This window comes from Micromonospora sp. DSM 45708 (genome assembly GCF_039566955.1).
In the GTDB taxonomy this organism is placed as follows: domain Bacteria; phylum Actinomycetota; class Actinomycetes; order Mycobacteriales; family Micromonosporaceae; genus Micromonospora.
In genome coordinates this window covers 2,625,384-2,642,046 of sequence record NZ_CP154796.1, presented here as the reverse complement: position 1 = coordinate 2,642,046, position 16,663 = coordinate 2,625,384, and the positions used below count along the sequence as shown (strand labels likewise).

The following is a 16,663-nucleotide window of genomic DNA, read 5'->3' as shown; positions in this document are numbered from 1 at the left end:
CCGATTCCGTCCGGCTGACCACGCTATCGCTGGTTTCCCGAGGTGCGATCACCGGGACGCGAAGCCGATCGGACGGCGGCGTACGCCTCCGGGTCGAGGCGTTGCACGGGAACGCACAGCGCAATTCCGAAGAACGTGCCGGCAACGATGGTCCCTTATCGTGCCCGCATGATGATCCCGACCGAACCGATCGGCAGCATCCCCCGCTCGCCCGAGCTGCTGGCCGCCGCCGCTGACCACGCGGCCGGCCGGATCGGCGCCGACGAACTCGGGACGCGGTACGACGAGGCGGTGCGGGACACGATCACGAGGCTGGTGGCGCTCGGGTCGCCGGTGGTGACCGACGGCGAGCAGCGCAAGCCCAGCTTCGCGACGTACCCGCTCGCCGGGCTCACCAACGTGGCGCCCGACGGCGTCGTGATCCCGTTCGCGGACGGCCACACCCGGCAGCTGCCGAGGCTGACCGAGGGGCCGTTCCGGTACGCGGTGCGGTCGGTGGAGTACCTGCGAGGCGCGCAGCGGTACGCGACGGTGCCGGTCAAGCAGGCCGTCATCGCGCCGTCCGCGCTGAGCCTGCTGTACCCGGCGGACGGCATCGCCGGGTACGACCGGGAGGCGTTCCTCGACGACCTCGTCAACGAGGCCGAGGCGGACATCCGTGCGGCGCTCGACGCCGGCGCGGACTCGGTTCAGCTCGACTTCACCGAGGGCCGGCTGTCGGTGAAGCTCGATCCGTCCAAGGGGTTACTTGAGTCGTTCGTGGCGCTCAACAACCGGGTACTCGACCGGTTCACTGACGCGCAGCGGGCACGGATCGGGGTACACACCTGCCCGGGCGGCGACCGCGACTCGACGCACAGCCTCGACGTGGACTACGCCGAACTCCTGCCGAGCCTGTTCGCGCTCAACGCGGGCCGGTTCTACGTGCAGCTCGCGAGCGAGCCGGACCCGAAGCGGGTACTGGCAACGATCGCGGCGCACGCCCGGCCCGGACAACGAGTTTTCGTCGGCGTCACGGACCCGATCGACCCGCAGGTCGAGACTCCCGCGCAGGTGCGCGACCGGGTACTCCTGGCCGCCGAGCACCTTGGGCCCGAGCGGCTGGGTACGTGCGACGACTGCGGGTTCGCGCCGTTCGGCGATGACGTGTCGACGTCTCGGGAGACGGCATTCGCGAAGGTACGGGCCCGGATCGAGGGCACGGCCCTGGCCGCGGAGAGGCTCTGACCGTCCGCGACGGTCCGCACCGAACTCTCCGCGAACAGGACCGGATTCCCGGTCAGTCCTGCGTGCAGGCGAACAGCGTCCAGGCGTCGACCTCGGTCGGGTTGAGCGGCCGGGCCCCCGGAAGGTAGGCGGACAGGTCCCGGAAATCAGCGGTCGCGTTGTGGACGCACACCGCGAGCGCGCCGTCGAGCAGGTCACGTACGGCCTGCGCCTCGGGCGCGGTCACGTCCTCCAGCAGCGGACTCCACACGTCGAGCGTGAACACCACGTGGCAGGCGCCCTGGTCGGCCTTCACCACGCAGTAGTAGCGCCCGGTGTCGGCCAGTCGGTTGCGGATGTTCGCCCAGCTCATCGCGCCGGAGATGTCGGCGACGTCCGCGCCGGGCGCGCACGCCATCTGGAAGAACCAGCGGGTCGGGTCGCCCTGGACCACCGCGCCGTAGACCAGGACCAGCCCGCCGTGGTGGTACACCACGAAACCCTGCACGTCGGGAGTGAGGGTGAGGAAGTCCGGCGTCCACACCCGGTCGTACTGCCGCTCCGCGAGCGACCTGAGGAATTCGATGGTCCGTCCGGCGGCCCGGCGAGCTTCCACGCCCATGCGTTCAGTCCCTCCCCGCGCCCGGCCCGGCGGACGTCGGCTTGTCGGCACGCAACCCCGCCATGACGGTGGTGACCGGCACGGCTCCGGCGATCAGCATTCGCCCCCCACGGGAATGACCGCAGCCGTCGGTGGCGCCCCACCACCGAGCGGTTTGCGGAAGCCTCACGCTACGAAGCGCGACGTAGCGGAATCAAGACATCACCCTGAGATCACCGTCTGGTTTGGACGGTCGGTCCCGTGGACGGGACCGACCGCATTGGGAACGTTAACAGATTCGGCGGCAAGTCCCGTCGATCGGACTACGCGACACGTCGTCCGATCGGACGAACGCGAGCGACGGGTCGCCCGCGCGGCTGCCCACTCCGGCCGTACCCGGTTGTTAGGTTGACTCCGAGACACCCCCTCACCCGACCGACCCGCCGCCCCACGACGGCCGGGCGGCCGGCTGTCGCCCGGCGGAGAGGGGTGCGATGACCGCGATGCCATCGGGCGCCGACCCGACCGGCCGGCGACCGACGCCCGGCGCACCTGTCGACGGCTGGCGGCGACGCTGGGCCGGACGGGCCCGGACGCTCGGCGACGCGGCGCGTCGGCGCGGCCGACGGTTCTGGGCCGGCGCGCAGCCCACACTGCGGCACCTGTGGTGGACCGAGGAGCCGGCGACGCCGGTGACCACCATCGACCGGCGGCGACCGGAGCCGCTGGTGGTGCCGGCCCAGGGCCAGGTCTACGTGTTCGGGGTCCGGGCCACCTTCACCTGGTCGTCGGAGACCGCCCGGCCGGAACTGTTCGGCTGGTACGTCGACTATTTTCAGCCGCAGGCGACGCAGCGGCTGCACCGGCTGGCGGTCCGCTGCGCGGCGGAGGTGCCGCCGCACCGTCCGCGCGACCTGCTCGTCGCGCTGACCGCGGCGCTCGCCGAGCACGATCCACCACCCTGGGCGTACGCGCGGGGCGACGTGACGTTCACCTGCGAGCCGGACGTGACCGTGCATCTGGACGAGCGGGTCCGCCGGCTGCTCCAGCCGTACTGGGAGCAGCGCATCGCGCTGGAGTGCGAACGCGACCTGGCCCGCCGACGCGCCGAGTACGCCGAGGAACGCCACCGGCGCGACCCGCCCCCACCCGACGCGCCGGAGCGACCGCCCGGCAGCACGGGGCGCGCCGCGGCCCGACCCGCGCCGCCCCGACGCGGCCCACGGCCGGACGCCCCGGCGGAGATGTTCATGCCGCTGGACCCCCTGCTGCCCCCGCCCACCCCACGCCCGGCCCCGGGTCAACGCTCCCACCCACCCCACGCCGAGAACCCACCCCCGAGCCCTGAGCCCTGACCCCACCCCCAGCGATCTTGCACTTGCGGCCCCGGGAAAGTCGGACTTGCTCTGATATGGGAGGGCAGCAACTGCAAGATCAACGAAGGCCAGGGACGGGGCGGGGCGGGGCGGGGGTTCAGCCGACCAGGGTGGCGTAGCGGCCCTGGTGGTCGAGCAGGGTGGTGTGGGTGCCGGACTCGACGATGCGGCCGTGGTCGAGCACGGCGATCCGGTCGGCGTCGCGCACGGTGGAGAGGCGGTGCGCGATGGTCACCACGGTCCGGCCCCGGGCCAGCTCGTCCAGGGCCCGCTGCACCGCGCGCTCGGTCTCGGTGTCCAGCGCGCTTGTCGCCTCGTCGAGCACCAGGATCCGTGGGTCGCGCAGCAGCGTCCGGGCGATGGCCAGGCGCTGCTGCTCGCCGCCGGAGAAGCGGTGGCCACGGGAGCCGACCATGGTGTCGTACCCGTCGGGCAGCGCGGCGATCAGGTCGTGGATGCGGGCGGCGCGGGCGGCGGCCTCGATGTCGGCGTCGGTGGCGTCCGGCCGGGCGTACCGCAGGTTGTCGCGCACGGTGGCGTGCAGCAGGTACGTCTCCTGGCTGACCACGCCCACGACGGCGGCCAGGTCGGCCAGGCGCAGGTCGCGCAGGTCGACGCCGTCGATGGTGATCCGTCCGGCGTCCGGGTCGTGCAGGCGGCTGATCAGGGCCGCGAGGGTGCTCTTGCCGGAGCCGGTCTCGCCGACCAGGGCCAGGCTGGTGCCGGCCGGGACGTCCAGGGTGACGCCGGCCAGCGCGGCGGTGTCGCTGCCGGGGTAGCTGAACGTGACGTCCTCGACGCGCAGGTGGCCGCGGACCGTGGCCGGGTCCAGCGGCGTCGGGCGGGTCGGCTCGGCGACCTCCACCGGCAGGTCGAGGTATTCGAAGATGCGGGCGAACAGCGCGAGCGAGGCGGTCAGCGTGACGCCGACGTTGAGCAGGCCCATCAGCGGGCGGAACAGGTTGCCCTGCAACGCGGTGAACGCGACGAGCGTGCCGATGGTGAGCGTGCCGGCGGTGCCGGGCAGGCCGGCGCCGAGGTAGATCACGGCGGGGATGGCGGCGAAGACCACGGTCATGGCGGCCATCCGCCAGCGGCCGGCCAGTTCGGAGCGCAGTTCCAGGTCGACCAGGCGGGCCGAGGAGGCGGTGAACCGGTCGACAAGCGCGGCGCCGGTGCCGAGCGTCTTGGCCAGTCGGACACCGCTGACCGACAGCCCTTCCTCGATGGTCACGGTGAGGTCGGCCAGTTCGCGCTGGCGCCGGGCGGTGATCTCGCGGCGCAGCCGGGCGACCCGGCGGGTGAGCCAGAGCGCGGGCGGCAGCACGATCACCGAGACGAGCGTCAGTCGCCAGCTCAGTGCCACCATCGCCACGGTGGTGGCGACCACGGTGGTGAGGTTGGCGGCGATCGAGGTGGCGGTGGAGGTGACCACCGACTGCATGCCGCCGATGTCGTTGGTGATGCGCGACTGCACCTCGCCGGTGCGGGTGCGCACGAAGAAGCCGATCGACTGCCGCTGGAGGTGGGCGAAGACGTCGGTGCGCAGCCGGTGCATGACCTCCTGGCCGACGCGGGTGGAGATCCAGGTCTGGACGACGCCGAGCACGGCGGTGACGGCGGCCACCGCGATCATGGCCGCGACCAGCCAGGCCAGCAGCGTCAGGTCGCGGTCGGGCAGGGCCCGGTCGATCACGGTACGCAGCAGGAACGGCGAGGCCATCGCGATGATCGACGACGCCACGATGATCGCCACCACGGCGGCGAGCGGGCCGCGGTGGGCGGTGAAGAGGCCGCCGATGCGGCGTAGCGACACGTCGCGGGCCTGGGCCTTCTCGGCGGGGGACGCGGTTCGGCCGGCTCCGCGGCCGTCGGGGATGCGATCCAAGGGGGTGCTCCTTCGTCGGGTAATGCTGAGGTTACCTCATCATGAGGGAACAACCCGATCGGCTGTTACCGTATTCCGGGTGAGCGGCAGCGACGAGGAGAGCCTGGCCGAGGCGTTCTGGGCGGTGGCCCGGCGGCTGCGCCACCAGACCAAGGGCGCGCTGGAGCCGTGGGAGGTCAGCCCGGGGCAGGCGCGGGCGCTCGGCGTGCTGCTGCGGCACGGCGCGTTACGCCCCGGCGCGCTCGCCGAGCACCTGCACATCGCGCCCCGCTCGGCCACCGAGGTGGTCGACGGCCTCCAGGAGCGCGGCCTGGTCGAGCGGCGGCCCGACCCGGGCGACCGGCGGGCCACGCTTGTCGCGCCCACCGCCGCGGGCGAACGGGTCGGCGCCGCCATCCGGGCGGCCCGGGCCACCGAGGCGGAACGGTTCTTCGGCGTGCTCGACCCGGGCGACCGGGCGGAGCTGACCCGCATCCTGCGCCGGCTGCGCGACGGGTAGCGTCACCCGCCGGCCCTGCCCACGCGCCGACGCCGCCCGCCGGCCCGGCTACCGACGCCGCCCGCCGGCCCCGGCTACCGACGCCGCCCGCCGGCCCCGGCTACCGACGCCGCCCGCCGGCCCCGGCTACCGACGCCGCCCGCCGGCCCCGGCTACCGATGCCGGCCGCGGTGGCGACGCAGCCGGCCGACCGTGGCGCTACCCGGCGAGCCGGTCGCGGCGCCGGCGCAGGAACGCCCGTTCCGCGTCGTTGCCGGTGCCGGCGATCGCCGCGTCGTACGCGGCCCGCGCCTCGGCCGGCCGGTCGAGGCGGCGCAGCAGGTCGGCCCGGACGACGTGCCACACGTGGTACCGGGCCAGGTCGAGCCGGTCCACCTCGGCCAGGGCGGCGGCCGGTCCGCGTACCTCGGCCAGCGCGACCGCCCGGTTGAGCGCCACCACCGGCCCCGGCGCGCACGCCGTCAACCGGTCGTAGAGCGCGAGGATCTGACCCCAGTCGGTGGCGGCGGCGGTGGCCGCGTCCGCGTGCACCGCGTTGATCGCGGCCTGGATCTGGTACGGGCCGGGCCGGTCCCGCCGCAGGCAGCGGCGCACCAGGTCCTGACCCTCGACGACAAGCGTCCGGTCCCACCGGCTGCGGTCCTGTTCCGGCAGCGTCACCGGCACCCCGTCCGGGCCGGTGCGGGCGGCCCGCCGCGCCTCGGTGAGCAGCATCAGCGCGAGCAGTCCGAGCGCCTCCGGCTCGTCCGGCATCAGCGTCACCAGCAGCCGGCCCAGCCGGATCGCCTCGGCGCCCAGCTCGACGCGGCCCAGGTGCTCCCCCGCGCTGGCCGTGTGCCCCTCGTTGAAGATCAGGTAGACCACGGCCAGCACCCCGCGCAGCCGGTCCGGCAGGTCGGCGTCGCGGGGCACCCGGTACGGGATCCCGGCGTCCCGGATCTTGGCCTTGGCCCGGACCAGGCGCTGCGCCATGGTCGGCTCCGGCACCAGGAAGGCCCGCGCGATCTCGGCGGTGCGCAGGCCGCCGAGCAGACGCAACGTCAACGCCACCCGGGCGGCCGGGCCGAGCGCCGGGTGGCAGCAGGTGAAGATCAGCCGCAGCCGGTCGTCGGGCACGGGTCCCTCCTCGGCGGGCGGGTCGGCGGCGTACAGCAGCGCGGCCTGGGCGTGCCGGGCGGCGCGGGTGGACTCGCGACGCAGCCGGTCGATCGCCCGGTTGCGGGCGGTGGTGACGATCCAGCCGGCCGGGCTCGGCGGCGGCCCGTCGACGGCCCAGCGGCGCACCGCGACGGCGAACGCGTCCTGGACCGCCTCCTCGGCGAGGTCGATGTCGCCGAGGAGACGGACCAGGACGGCCACCGCGCGGCCGTACTCGGCCCGGAAGACGCGTTCGACAGCGGTCATCCCTCGCCCTGGAACGGCCGGACCTCGATCGGCAGCGTGGTGGCGCGGGCGTAGCGGCGGCCCCAGTCGAGCGCCGCGTCCAGGTCGGGCGCGCGGATGATGGTGACGCCGCCCAGGTACTCCTTGCCCTCGACGAACGGCCCGTCGGTGACCAGCACGTCGTCGCCGGTTGCCCGCAGCACGGTGGCGGTCTCCGGCGCGTGCAGGCCGTCGCCGAACACCCAGCACCCGGCGTCGCGCAGCTCCCGGCCGATGGCCTCGACCTCGCGCATCACAACCCGGCCAGGAACGCCGGGTCCGGGCGCTGCGCGCCGGCCGGCTGGTACATGCTGATCAGGTACTGCTTCACGGGTTCCTCCTCCGCACCGGCGACCCCTGTCGCCCTCCACCCTTCACACGAACGGCGGACGCCGGTCTCGACACGCCGGGCGCGCGGGATTCCGGCCCGGATCCGGGTATGCCCGGCCGTGGGCGACGGCCGGGTGATCGTGGTGGGGGCGGGGTTCTCCGGGTTGGCCTGCGCGCTCGCGGTCGAGGCGGCCGGCGCGCAGCCGCTGCTGCTGGAGGCCCGGGACCGGGTGGGCGGCCGGACGCTGAGCCGACCGCTGCCCGACGGTGGCTGGCTCGACCTCGGCGCGCAGTGGATCGGCCCCACCCAGGACCGGATGTACGCGCTGGTCGCCGCGTACGGCCTGGAGACGTTCCCGTCGCCGGCCCGGGGCGCGACGACGCTGGTGCTGGACGGTCGGCCGGTGGCCGGACCGCCGGCCGGCCTGGCCGGGCTGCTCGACACGCTGGACGCGCTGGCGACCGGGGTCGATCCGGTCGCGCCGTGGCGGGCCGCCGGGGCGGCGGAGTGGGACCGGAGCACGCTCGGCGGCTGGCTCGCCGCCACCGCGCCCGACCCGGTCACCGCCCGGTACGCCGGCCGCCTGCTGGCCGGTGGGCTGCTGGCCGCCTCGCCGGGCGAGGTGTCGCTGTTGCAGATGCTGTTCTACCTGCGCAGCGGCGGCGGCGTCGGGTCGCTGCTCGGCATGGCCGGCGGCGCCCAGCAGGACCGGATCGTCGGCGGGCCGGCGGCGCTGGCGCAGCGGATGGCCGCCGCGCTGCCGCCGGATCGGCTGCGCCTCGACGCGCCGGTGGACGCGATCGCCCAGGACGCCACCGGCGTACGGGTCCTCGCCGGCGGTCAGGTGCACCACGGCGACGCGGTGGTGGTCGCGGTGGCCCCGGCGCTGGCCGGCCGGATCCGGTACGACCCGCCGCTGCCGGCGCTGCGCGACGGGCTGACCCAGCGGATGCCGATGGGCGCGGCGGTCAAGGTGCACGCGCGCTATCCGGAGCCGTTCTGGCGGGCCGACGGCCGCTCCGGGGTGGCCACCACGGACACCGGGCCGCTCACCGAGACGGTGGACAACTCGCTGCCCGGCTCGCCGGGCGGGGTGCTCACCGCGTTCAGCTACGGCGCGCAGGCCCGGGCGCTGCGTCGGCTGTCGGACGGGGCGCGCCGGGCCGCGTTGCGGGACGCGCTGGCCACGCTGTTCGGCCCGGCCGCCGCCGACCCGGTGGACCTCGTCGAGTACGACTGGTCGGCCGACCCGTGGACCCGGGGCTGCTTCTGCGGCATGGTGACGCCCGGCTCCTGGTGTGACTACGGCCCGGAGCTGCGGGCGCCGGTGGGCCGGGTGCACTGGGCCGGGACGGAGACCGCGACCCGGTGGAGCGGCTATCTGGAGGGCGCGGTGACCGCCGGCGAGCGCGCCGCCGCCGAGGCGCTCGGCACCCTCGACTGAACCCGAAATTCAAAGAAAATCTTCGATGCGTCTCTTGAAAAGTTTCTCCACCCTGTGACCTAATGTTGACAGTTCCTTTCGGTACTCCCGCCGCCGCGAGGCGGCAACCCCCAGGGAGGAAAGATGCACCGTCACCTGCGATCGGCGCTGCGCGCGGCCGGCGCCGCCCTGCTCGCCACCGTCACCGCCGCCGCCGCGGCCCTGATCGGCGCCGCGCCCGCCCACGCCGCCCCGGCCGGGCTGCCCGGCATGGACGTCTCCAGCTACCAGGGCAACGTGAACTGGTCCGGCGCCTGGGCCAACGGCGCCCGGTTCGCGTACGTCAAGGCGACCGAGGGCACCTACTACACCAACGCCTACTTCGCCCAGCAGTACAACGGCTCCTACAACGTCGGGATGATCCGCGGGGCCTACCACTTCGCCCGTCCGGACACCACCACCGGCGCGACCCAGGCGAACTACTTCGTCGACCACGGCGGCGGCTGGTCGCGGGACGGCAAGACGCTGCCCGGCGCGCTCGACATCGAGTACAACCCGTACGGCGCCACCTGCTACGGGCTGAGCCAGGCGTCGATGCGGAGCTGGATCGCCTCGTTCGTCAACCAGTACTACGCCCGGACCGGACGGTGGGCCACCATCTACACCACCACCGACTGGTGGAGCACCTGCACCGGCAACACGTCGCAGTTCGCGGCCAACAACCCACTGTGGATCGCGCGGTACTCCAGCAGCGTCGGCACGCTGCCGGCCGGCTGGGGCACGTACTCGTTCTGGCAGTGGTCCTCCTCCGGCGTGTTCCCGGGTGACCAGAACGTCTGGAACGGCACGCTGGACCGGCTCCGCGTGCTGGCCTGCAACGGCACCTGCTGACCCCACCGGCGGGGCGGGTCGCTGCGGCCCGCCCCGCCGCCGTGTCCGAACCCGACGAGGAGGCCCCGATGTCCGTTCCTCTCCCCCGGCGGGCCGTGCTGCGCGGCGCGGTCCTGCTCGGCGCCGCCGCCGGCGCCGGCGCGCTGACCCAGGTCGGCGCCGACCGCGACGCCCGGGCCGCCGCCACCCGGGTCGACCAGCCGACGATCGCCAACTGCGCGACCTGGAGCGCCCGCCCCCCGTCGTCGCCGGTGAGCGTGGTGCAGAGCCGACCCAACAAGATCATCATTCATCACACCGCGTTCCCGAACACCACCGACTACAGCCTCGCCCAGGCCTACCGGAACTCCCGCGACATCCAGAACCTGCACATGGACAGCAACGGCTGGCTCGACTCCGGGCAGCACTTCACCAACAGCCGGGGCGGCTACCTGACCGAGGGCCGGCACGGCAGCCTGTACGGGCTGCTGCACGGGCAGAGCATGGTGCAGGGCGCGCACTGCGTCGGGCAGAACAGTCAGGCCATCGGCATCGAGAACGACGGCATCTACCTCGACGTGCAGCCGCCGCAGGCGCTCTGGGACAGCCTGGTCTGGTTCTGCGCGTTCACCTGCCAGCAGTACGGCATCGCGCCCACCGAGATCTACGGGCACAAGGACTTCAACTCCACGCAGTGCCCCGGCCTGCTGCACGACCGGCTGCCCGAGCTGCGGCGTACCGTCGCCAGCCGACTCGGCGCCTGACGGTCCCACGCGGGGCGCCCGGGTGCGACGGGCGTCCCGCGTCACGGCATCGGCGGCGTCCGGCCCGCTCCGACGCCGGTGTCGCCGTCGGGGCGGGCTGTCGGCCCCGGCGGCGCGGCCGGTGCCGAGGCCGCCGTCGCACCCGCCGGACCAGCAGCGCGCAGGTCGATGAGAGTTCGACGAGAATGCAGTCCTCGCTTATATAAGCACGATCTGATATAAAGAGGTCGTGCACGCCTTCGACGTCCTCGGCGACCCGGTGCGCCGCCGCATCCTGGAGCTGCTCGCCGACGGCGAGCAGCCGGCCGGCGCACTCGGCGAGACGGTGCGGCGCGAGTTCGGCATCAGCCAGCCGGCGGTCTCCCAGCACCTCAAGGTGCTCCGCGAACACGGCTTCACCGTCGTGCGCGCCGAGGGCACCCGCCGGCTCTACGCGGTGGACCCCGGCCCGCTGCGCGAGATCGACGCGTGGCTGGCCGGGTTCCGCCGCTTCTGGACGCCGCCGCTGGCGGCGCTCGCCACCGAGCTGGCCCGGGGCCGCCGCGAACGGCGGCTGCGCGAGGACGATTCCGACGACGAGAGGACCAACCCATGATCGACGTGACCGGGCAGATCAGCGCCGTCGAGCGCCGGATCGGCGACCGTACGCTCCCCGCCGGGCAGGCGCGGGTGCTCACCATCAGCCAGACGTACGACGCGCCGGTGGCCGACGTCTTCGACGCCTGCACCAATCCGGAGCGCATCCCCCGCTGGTTCCTGCCGGTCTCCGGCGAGCTGAGCCCCGGTGGCCGGTACCGGCTGGAGGGCAACGCCGAGGGCACCGTGCAGCGGTGCGACCCGCCGCACGGCTTCGCCGCCACCTGGGAGTTCGGCGGGGAGGTCAGTTGGATCGAGGTGCGCCTGAGCGACGCCGGCGCCGGCCGTACCCGCTTCGAGCTGGAGCACGTCGCCCACGTCGACGACCAGCGGTGGGCCGAGTACGGCCCGGGCGCCGTCGGCATCGGCTGGGACCTCGCACTGGTCGGGCTCGCCTCCCACCTCGGCGCCGAACACGTGCCGGCCGGCGCCGGCGTCGACCCCGCGGCGGCGGCCGGGTGGATGGGCTCCGACGAGGGCCGCCGGTTCGTCACCGAGTCCGGCGCACGGTGGACGGCGGCCAGCGTGGACGCCGGCACCCCGGCCGACCAGGCGCGCGGCGCGGGCGAGCGGGTCGTGGCCTTCTACACCGGCGCCGCCACCCCGTGACCGGCGTGCGGAATGTCGGTGGGGGCGGGCAGGATGCGGGGCATGCCGATCCGATCCGTCGCCGACCTGACCGCCGTGCTCGACGCCGGCCAGCCGGTGAGATACCTGCACTTCTGGGGGCACCGGCCGCAGCGTGACGGCAGCGTCGGCGCCGGCTGCCTGAGCCAGTGGTGGCCGGCGGCGTTCACCGTGGACGGTCGCGAGTTCGCCACCGCCGAGCACTGGATGATGTGGCACAAGGCCACCCTCTTCGACGACCACGAGGTCGCCGCGCGGGTGCTCACCGCCACGCACCCGCACCGGGCCAAGGCGCTCGGCCGGCAGGTGCGCGGCTTCGACGAGGCCACCTGGGCGGCCCGCCGCCGGGAGATCGTGGTGGCCGGCAGCGTGGCCAAGTTCGGCCAGCACGACCCGTTGCGGCGGTTCCTGCTCGGCACCGGCGACCGGGTGCTGGTGGAGGCGAGCCCGACGGATCGGGTCTGGGGCATCGGCCTGACCGCCGACGATCCGCGCGCCGCCGACCCGGCGACCTGGCGGGGCGAGAACCTGCTCGGCTTCGCCCTGATGCAGGCACGCGAGCAGTTGGCCGGCCCGGCGTGACGGCGGCCGGACCGACCCCGACGCCGAGGTCCGCCGGGACGCGCCGCCGGGCGGCGCGTCCCGGCGGCCCGCGGGTAACGTGCGCGGCGTGACCGCGTACTCGCACTGCTCGTTCTGCGGCGCGGCCTACCCGGCGGGCGCCGGGTGGCCACGCGTCTGCCGGGCCTGCGGCGAGACGGTGTGGCGCAACCCGCTGCCGGTGGCGGTGGCGGTGCAGCCGGTCCGCACGCCCGACGGGCTCGGCGTGGTGGCCGTCCGCCGGGACATCGAGCCGGCCCGCGGCGAGCTCGCGCTGCCCGGCGGCTTCATCGAGTACGGCGAGGAGTGGGACGAGGCGCTGGTGCGGGAGCTGCGCGAGGAGACCGGGCTGCTCGCCGAGGCCGGCGAGGCGCGGCTGTTCGCGGTGCACGGCGCGCCGGCCGGCGGCGCCATGATGGTCTTCGGCGTGCTGCCCGAGCGGCCGGTCGGCGACCTGCCGCCGTCCGCGCCGACCGAGGAGGCCACCGAGTGGCTGGTGCTCGTCGAGCCGGTCGAGCTGGCGTTCTCCACGCACACCCGGGTCCTCGCCGACTTCCTGGCCGGCCGGCACCCGCGCTGACGCCACGTTCACGAGCGTCCGCCGTGGCGGTCAGCCCCGGGCCGGCACCGGTCGGGGTGCGAACGGCACGCCGACCGACGCCTCGACGGTCGGCTCGCCGTCCGGGTGCCGCCACAGCCCCCGTCGGCGCAGGATCGGCAGCACGCCCTCGCCGAACCAGTACGCCTCCTCCAGGTGCGGGTGGCCGGAGAGGATGAACTCGTCGATGCCGAGCGCGTGGTACTCGGCGATCCGGTCGGCGACCTCGGTGTGGCTGCCGACCAGCGCGGTGCCCGCGCCGCCCCGGACCAGCCCCACCCCGGCCCACAGGTTGGGCGCGATCTCCAGCCCGTCGCGGGAGCCGCCGTGCAGGTCCAGCATCCGTCGCTGGCCCTCGGACTCGCTGCGCCGCAGCCCCTCCTGCACGGCCCGGATGTCGTCCTCGGCGATGCCGTCGAGCAGGCGGCGGGCCTGCGCCCACGCCTCGTCGGCGGTGTCCCGGCTGATCACGTGCAGCCGGATGCCGTACCGCAGCTCGCGGCCGGCGGTGGTGGCCAGCCCACGGATCCAGTCCAGCTTGCCGGCCACCTGCGCGGGCGGCTCGCCCCAGGTCAGGTAGACGTCACTGTGTCGGGCCGCCACCGGCCCGGCGGCGGCAGACGACCCACCGAAGTAGACCGGCGGCACCGGGTCCGGCAGCCGGCCCAGCCGGGCGCCGGAGACGCGGAGGTGGGCGCCGTCGTGGTCAACCGTCTCGCCACGCCACAACGCGCGCACCACGTGCAGGAACTCGTCGGTACGCGCGTACCGGGCGTCCTTGTCGAGGAAGTCGCCGTACGCCCGCTGTTCGGTGGACTCGCCGCCGGTGACCACGTTGAGCAGCAGCCGGCCGCCGGAGAGCCGCTGGAAGGTGGAGGCCATCTGCGCGGCGAGCGTGGGTGAGAGCAGGCCGGGCCGGAACGCCACGAGGAACCTCAGCCGCTCGGTCACCTGGGTGAGCATGGCGGTGGTCAGCCAGGCGTCCTCGCACCAGGCGCCGGTGGGGGTCAGCGCGCCGACGAAGCCGAGCTGTTCGGCGCTGCGGGCGATCTGGCCGAGGTAGGCCACGTCGGCTTGGCGCACACCCCCGGCGGTGCCCACCGGCACGCCGTGCCCACCGCCCACGATGTCCCGGCTGTCGCCGTAGGTCGGCAGGAACCAGTGGAAGGTGAGCGACATGGTGGCCTCCGGCGCGGGTCGGGCGGGCCGTCTCCTGAGGGATGGGACGACCGCGCCGACAGACTACCCATAAAACCTATCGGGTTGGTAGGTTGCTGACGCCCGCCGACGTGCCGGGCCCCACCCCTCCCGAGGAGTCGTCATGCGTACCCCGTCGAGACCCCGCCGCCGGGTGACCGCGCTGCTCACCACGCTCGTGCTGCTCGTCGCCGCGACGCTGACCGGCTGCGGGGGCGAAGCCGCCGACGCCCGCGACGGCGACGGCGGACCGCTGCGGATCGGCTACCAACGCTTCGGCGGACTCAGCCTGGTCAAGGCGCGCGGCACCGCGCGCAACGTCACCTGGTCGCTGTTCGAGAGCGGCCCGGCGCTCACCGAGGCGCTCAAGGCCGGCTCCATCGACATCGGGCAGGTCGGCGAGGCCCCACCGGTCTTCGCCGCCGCCGGGAAGATCCCGTTCTCCGTGATCGGCACGTCCGAGCCCATCCCGCGGGGCGAGGCGGTGCTGGTCAAGGCGGACAGCCCGTACCGGAGCTTCGCCGACCTGCGCGGGCGGACCGTCGCGCTGAACAAGGGCTCCAACGTGCACTGGCTGCTGGTGAAGCTGCTGGAGGCGAACCGGATGACGCTCGCCGACCTCAACGTGAAGTACCTCAAGCCGGCCGAGGGACGACCCGCGTTCGACAACGGGCAGGTCGACGCGTGGATCATCTGGGATCCCTACTTCGCGCTGGCCGAGCGGCCCGGCGTGCGGGTGCTCGCCGACGCCACCGGCCTGGCCGGCAACCGGGAGTACGTGCTGGCCGCGCCCGACGCGGTGCAGCACCGCACCGACGACGTCCGGGCCTTCCTGGACACCTACCGCGAGACCACCGACTGGGGCATCGCCCACCCGGCGGAGCGGGCCGCCGTGCTCGCCCCCGAGCTGAAGATCCCGCTGGACGTAACCACCCGGGCGCTGGCCCGCAGCGCCACGCCGCTCGCGCCGGTCAACCCGGACATCGGCCGCGAGTTGCAGGCCATCGCGGACAGCTTCGTGGCGCTGAAGCTGGTGCCGGGACCGGTGGACATCGCCGGCCGGGTGGACGACCGGTTCACCGAGGCGTTCCGGTGACCGGCCCGGCGCTGGCCGAGGCGCCCACCCCGGTCGTACCGTCGCCGGCGCCCCGACGACCGCGCGCCCGCACCGCTCGGCGGTGGTGGCGGCTGGTCAGTCCGGTCGTGCTGGTGCTCGGCTGGGAGGTCGCCGCGCGGGCCGGCCTGCTTTCCCCGGAGAAGCTGCCGGCGCCGAGCACGGTGCTGGCCACCGGCGCGCGGCTGGTCGCCGACGGCACACTCGGCGTGCACCTGCTCGACTCGCTCACCCGCGCCGCGCTCGGCCTGCTCATCGGCGGCGGCCTGGCGCTGGTGCTCGGCGCCGCGGCCGGGCTGCTGCGGCTCGGCGACGACCTGGTCGACCCGCCGGTGCAGATGGCCCGGATGCTGCCGCACCTGGGCCTGGTCCCGCTGCTCATCATCTGGGTCGGCATCGGCGAGTCGCTGAAGGTCACGCTGGTCGCGCTCGGCGCGTTCTTCCCGATCTACTTCAACCTGTACGCCGGCATCCGCGACATCGACGAGCGCCTCGTCGAGGCGGCCCGCACCTGCGGCCTGGGCGCCGCCGCCCGGCTGCGGCACGTGGTGCTGCCGGGCGCGCTGCCCGCGCTCTTCCTCGGGCTGCGGCTGGCCATCGGCGCGGCCTGGCTGAGCCTCGTCGTCGGCGAGCAGGTCAACGCCCAGACCGGCGTCGGCTTCCTGATGATGGAGGCCCGCGAGTTCAGCCAGACCGACGTGGTCGTGCTCGGCCTGCTCGTCTACGCGCTGCTGGGCCTGGCCTCGGACCTGCTCATCCGGTACGCGGAGCGGAGGACGCTGACGTGGCGACGCGGGTTGCGCGCGACCTGACCGGGCCGGTGCTCACCGCACGCGCGGTGACCCGGTCCTTCGGCCCCGCCGTGGTGCTGGCCGGGGTCGACCTCACCGTCGCCACCGGAGAGACGGTGGCGCTGCTCGGCGGCAGCGGCTCCGGCAAGAGCACGCTGCTGCGCGTGCTCGCCGGGCTGGACGACGACGCCGGCGGCACGCACCTGGTGCACGGCGCCGCCGCGGTGGTGTTCCAGGAGCACCGGCTGCTGCCCTGGAAGCGGGTGGCCGACAACGTCGCGCTCGGTCTCACCGGCCGGGACGTCGGCGCCCGGGTGGACCGCGCGCTGGCCGAGGTCGGGCTCGCCGACCGGGGCCGGGCCTGGCCGGCCGAGCTGTCCGGCGGGCAGGCGCAGCGCGTCGCGGTGGCGCGGGCGCTGGTCCGGGAACCGGACCTGCTGCTGCTCGACGAGCCGTTCGGCGCGTTGGACGCGCTGACCCGGCTGCGCATGCAGGGGCTGCTGCGCCGGCTGCGCGCGCAGCACGGCTTCGCCGCGCTGCTGGTCACCCACGACGTTGAGGAGGCGCTGCTGCTCGCCGACCGCGTCCTGCTGCTCGACGGGGGCGTGATCGCCGAGGAGGTCCCGGTGGACCTCGGCCCCGCCCCGCGCCCCGACGACCCGGCCCTCGGCGCGCTGCGCCGCCGGCTGCTCGACCGCCTCGGCGTCCCCACCTCCTGAC

At 74.6% G+C, this 16,663-nt stretch carries 18 protein-coding genes; 13 read left to right on the top strand and 5 right to left on the bottom strand.

The features are described 5' to 3' along the window. Positions 1-168 precede the first annotated feature (168 nt). Complete coding sequence (locus VKK44_RS11595; RefSeq protein ID WP_343446923.1) at positions 169-1,227, top strand: cobalamin-independent methionine synthase II family protein; 1,059 nt, start codon at positions 169-171, stop codon at positions 1,225-1,227. Between the two features lie 52 nt (positions 1,228-1,279). Here VKK44_RS11595 and VKK44_RS11590 read toward each other — a convergent pair whose 3' ends face one another. Continuing rightward, positions 1,280-1,828: a hypothetical protein gene (locus tag VKK44_RS11590; RefSeq protein ID WP_343446922.1), complete on the bottom strand. Its 549-nt coding sequence runs from the start codon at positions 1,826-1,828 to the stop codon at positions 1,280-1,282. 473 nt (positions 1,829-2,301) lie between these two features. Here VKK44_RS11590 and VKK44_RS11585 point away from each other — a divergent pair, with 473 nt between their 5' ends. Continuing rightward, positions 2,302-3,162, top strand: a complete 861-nt coding sequence (locus tag VKK44_RS11585) for a hypothetical protein (protein WP_343446921.1) — start codon at positions 2,302-2,304, stop codon at positions 3,160-3,162. A gap of 118 nt (positions 3,163-3,280) precedes the next feature. Here VKK44_RS11585 and VKK44_RS11580 read toward each other — a convergent pair whose 3' ends face one another. Continuing rightward, on the bottom strand, positions 3,281-5,071 hold the full coding sequence (locus VKK44_RS11580) for an ABC transporter ATP-binding protein (protein ID WP_343446920.1): 1,791 nt from the start codon (positions 5,069-5,071) through the stop codon (positions 3,281-3,283). Positions 5,072-5,150: 79 nt separating this feature from the next. On the opposite strand from VKK44_RS11580, the gene VKK44_RS11575 reads away from it, so the two are divergent. Then, positions 5,151-5,570, top strand: coding sequence for a MarR family winged helix-turn-helix transcriptional regulator (locus VKK44_RS11575; RefSeq protein WP_343446919.1), 420 nt, complete (start codon positions 5,151-5,153; stop codon positions 5,568-5,570). A 198-nt stretch (positions 5,571-5,768) separates the two neighbouring features. Here VKK44_RS11575 and VKK44_RS11570 read toward each other — a convergent pair whose 3' ends face one another. Both VKK44_RS11570 and VKK44_RS11565 read right to left on the bottom strand, forming a co-directional pair. Continuing rightward, the gene (locus tag VKK44_RS11570; RefSeq protein ID WP_343446918.1) at positions 5,769-6,974 is read right to left on the bottom strand and encodes an RNA polymerase sigma factor; all 1,206 of its coding nucleotides are present in this window, start codon (positions 6,972-6,974) and stop codon (positions 5,769-5,771) included. After that, positions 6,971-7,246, bottom strand: coding sequence for a YciI family protein (locus tag VKK44_RS11565; RefSeq protein WP_343446917.1), 276 nt, complete (start codon positions 7,244-7,246; stop codon positions 6,971-6,973). Before VKK44_RS11565 ends, VKK44_RS11570 begins: the two co-directional genes overlap by 4 nt. 195 nt (positions 7,247-7,441) lie before the next feature. Here VKK44_RS11565 and VKK44_RS11560 point away from each other — a divergent pair, with 195 nt between their 5' ends. The 7 genes from VKK44_RS11560 (at position 7,442) to VKK44_RS11530 (ending at position 12,823) form a co-directional block, all read left to right on the top strand. Beyond that, positions 7,442-8,767 (top strand): flavin monoamine oxidase family protein, encoded by a 1,326-nt coding sequence (locus tag VKK44_RS11560; protein WP_343446916.1) that lies wholly within the window; start codon positions 7,442-7,444, stop codon positions 8,765-8,767. A gap of 123 nt (positions 8,768-8,890) precedes the next feature. Beyond that, positions 8,891-9,637 (top strand): lysozyme, encoded by a 747-nt coding sequence (locus tag VKK44_RS11555; RefSeq protein WP_343446915.1) that lies wholly within the window; start codon positions 8,891-8,893, stop codon positions 9,635-9,637. Positions 9,638-9,705: 68 nt separating this feature from the next. Further along, positions 9,706-10,380 carry a peptidoglycan recognition protein family protein gene (locus tag VKK44_RS11550; protein ID WP_343446914.1) on the top strand — a complete coding sequence of 225 codons (675 nt, stop codon included), beginning with the start codon at positions 9,706-9,708 and terminating at the stop codon, positions 10,378-10,380. 229 nt (positions 10,381-10,609) lie between these two features. Then, entirely contained in the window at positions 10,610-10,975 is a 366-nt protein-coding gene (locus VKK44_RS11545; RefSeq protein ID WP_343446913.1) for an ArsR/SmtB family transcription factor, read from the top strand. Continuing rightward, positions 10,972-11,625 carry an SRPBCC family protein gene (locus VKK44_RS11540; RefSeq protein ID WP_343446912.1) on the top strand — a complete coding sequence of 218 codons (654 nt, stop codon included), beginning with the start codon at positions 10,972-10,974 and terminating at the stop codon, positions 11,623-11,625. Before VKK44_RS11545 ends, VKK44_RS11540 begins: the two co-directional genes overlap by 4 nt. A 12-nt stretch (positions 11,626-11,637) precedes the next feature. Next, entirely contained in the window at positions 11,638-12,225 is a 588-nt protein-coding gene (locus VKK44_RS11535) for an NADAR family protein (protein ID WP_458351634.1), read from the top strand. A gap of 88 nt (positions 12,226-12,313) precedes the next feature. Further along, positions 12,314-12,823 (top strand): NUDIX domain-containing protein, encoded by a 510-nt coding sequence (locus tag VKK44_RS11530; protein ID WP_343446910.1) that lies wholly within the window; start codon positions 12,314-12,316, stop codon positions 12,821-12,823. A 30-nt stretch (positions 12,824-12,853) separates the two neighbouring features. Here the strand turns inward: VKK44_RS11530 and VKK44_RS11525 are convergent, their stop codons facing one another. After that, positions 12,854-14,020: an LLM class flavin-dependent oxidoreductase gene (locus VKK44_RS11525; RefSeq protein ID WP_343446909.1), complete on the bottom strand. Its 1,167-nt coding sequence runs from the start codon at positions 14,018-14,020 to the stop codon at positions 12,854-12,856. A 142-nt stretch (positions 14,021-14,162) separates the two neighbouring features. Here VKK44_RS11525 and VKK44_RS11520 point away from each other — a divergent pair, with 142 nt between their 5' ends. The 3 genes from VKK44_RS11520 to VKK44_RS11510 are packed head-to-tail and all read left to right on the top strand — an operon-like array spanning position 14,163 to position 16,662. Further along, positions 14,163-15,134: a sulfonate ABC transporter substrate-binding protein gene (locus VKK44_RS11520; RefSeq protein WP_343446908.1), complete on the top strand. Its 972-nt coding sequence runs from the start codon at positions 14,163-14,165 to the stop codon at positions 15,132-15,134. Further along, complete coding sequence (locus VKK44_RS11515) at positions 15,131-15,964, top strand: ABC transporter permease (protein ID WP_343446907.1); 834 nt, start codon at positions 15,131-15,133, stop codon at positions 15,962-15,964. Before VKK44_RS11520 ends, VKK44_RS11515 begins: the two co-directional genes overlap by 4 nt. After that, positions 15,937-16,662, top strand: coding sequence for an ABC transporter ATP-binding protein (locus VKK44_RS11510; protein ID WP_343446905.1), 726 nt, complete (start codon positions 15,937-15,939; stop codon positions 16,660-16,662). Before VKK44_RS11515 ends, VKK44_RS11510 begins: the two co-directional genes overlap by 28 nt. Position 16,663: the final 1 nt, after the last annotated feature.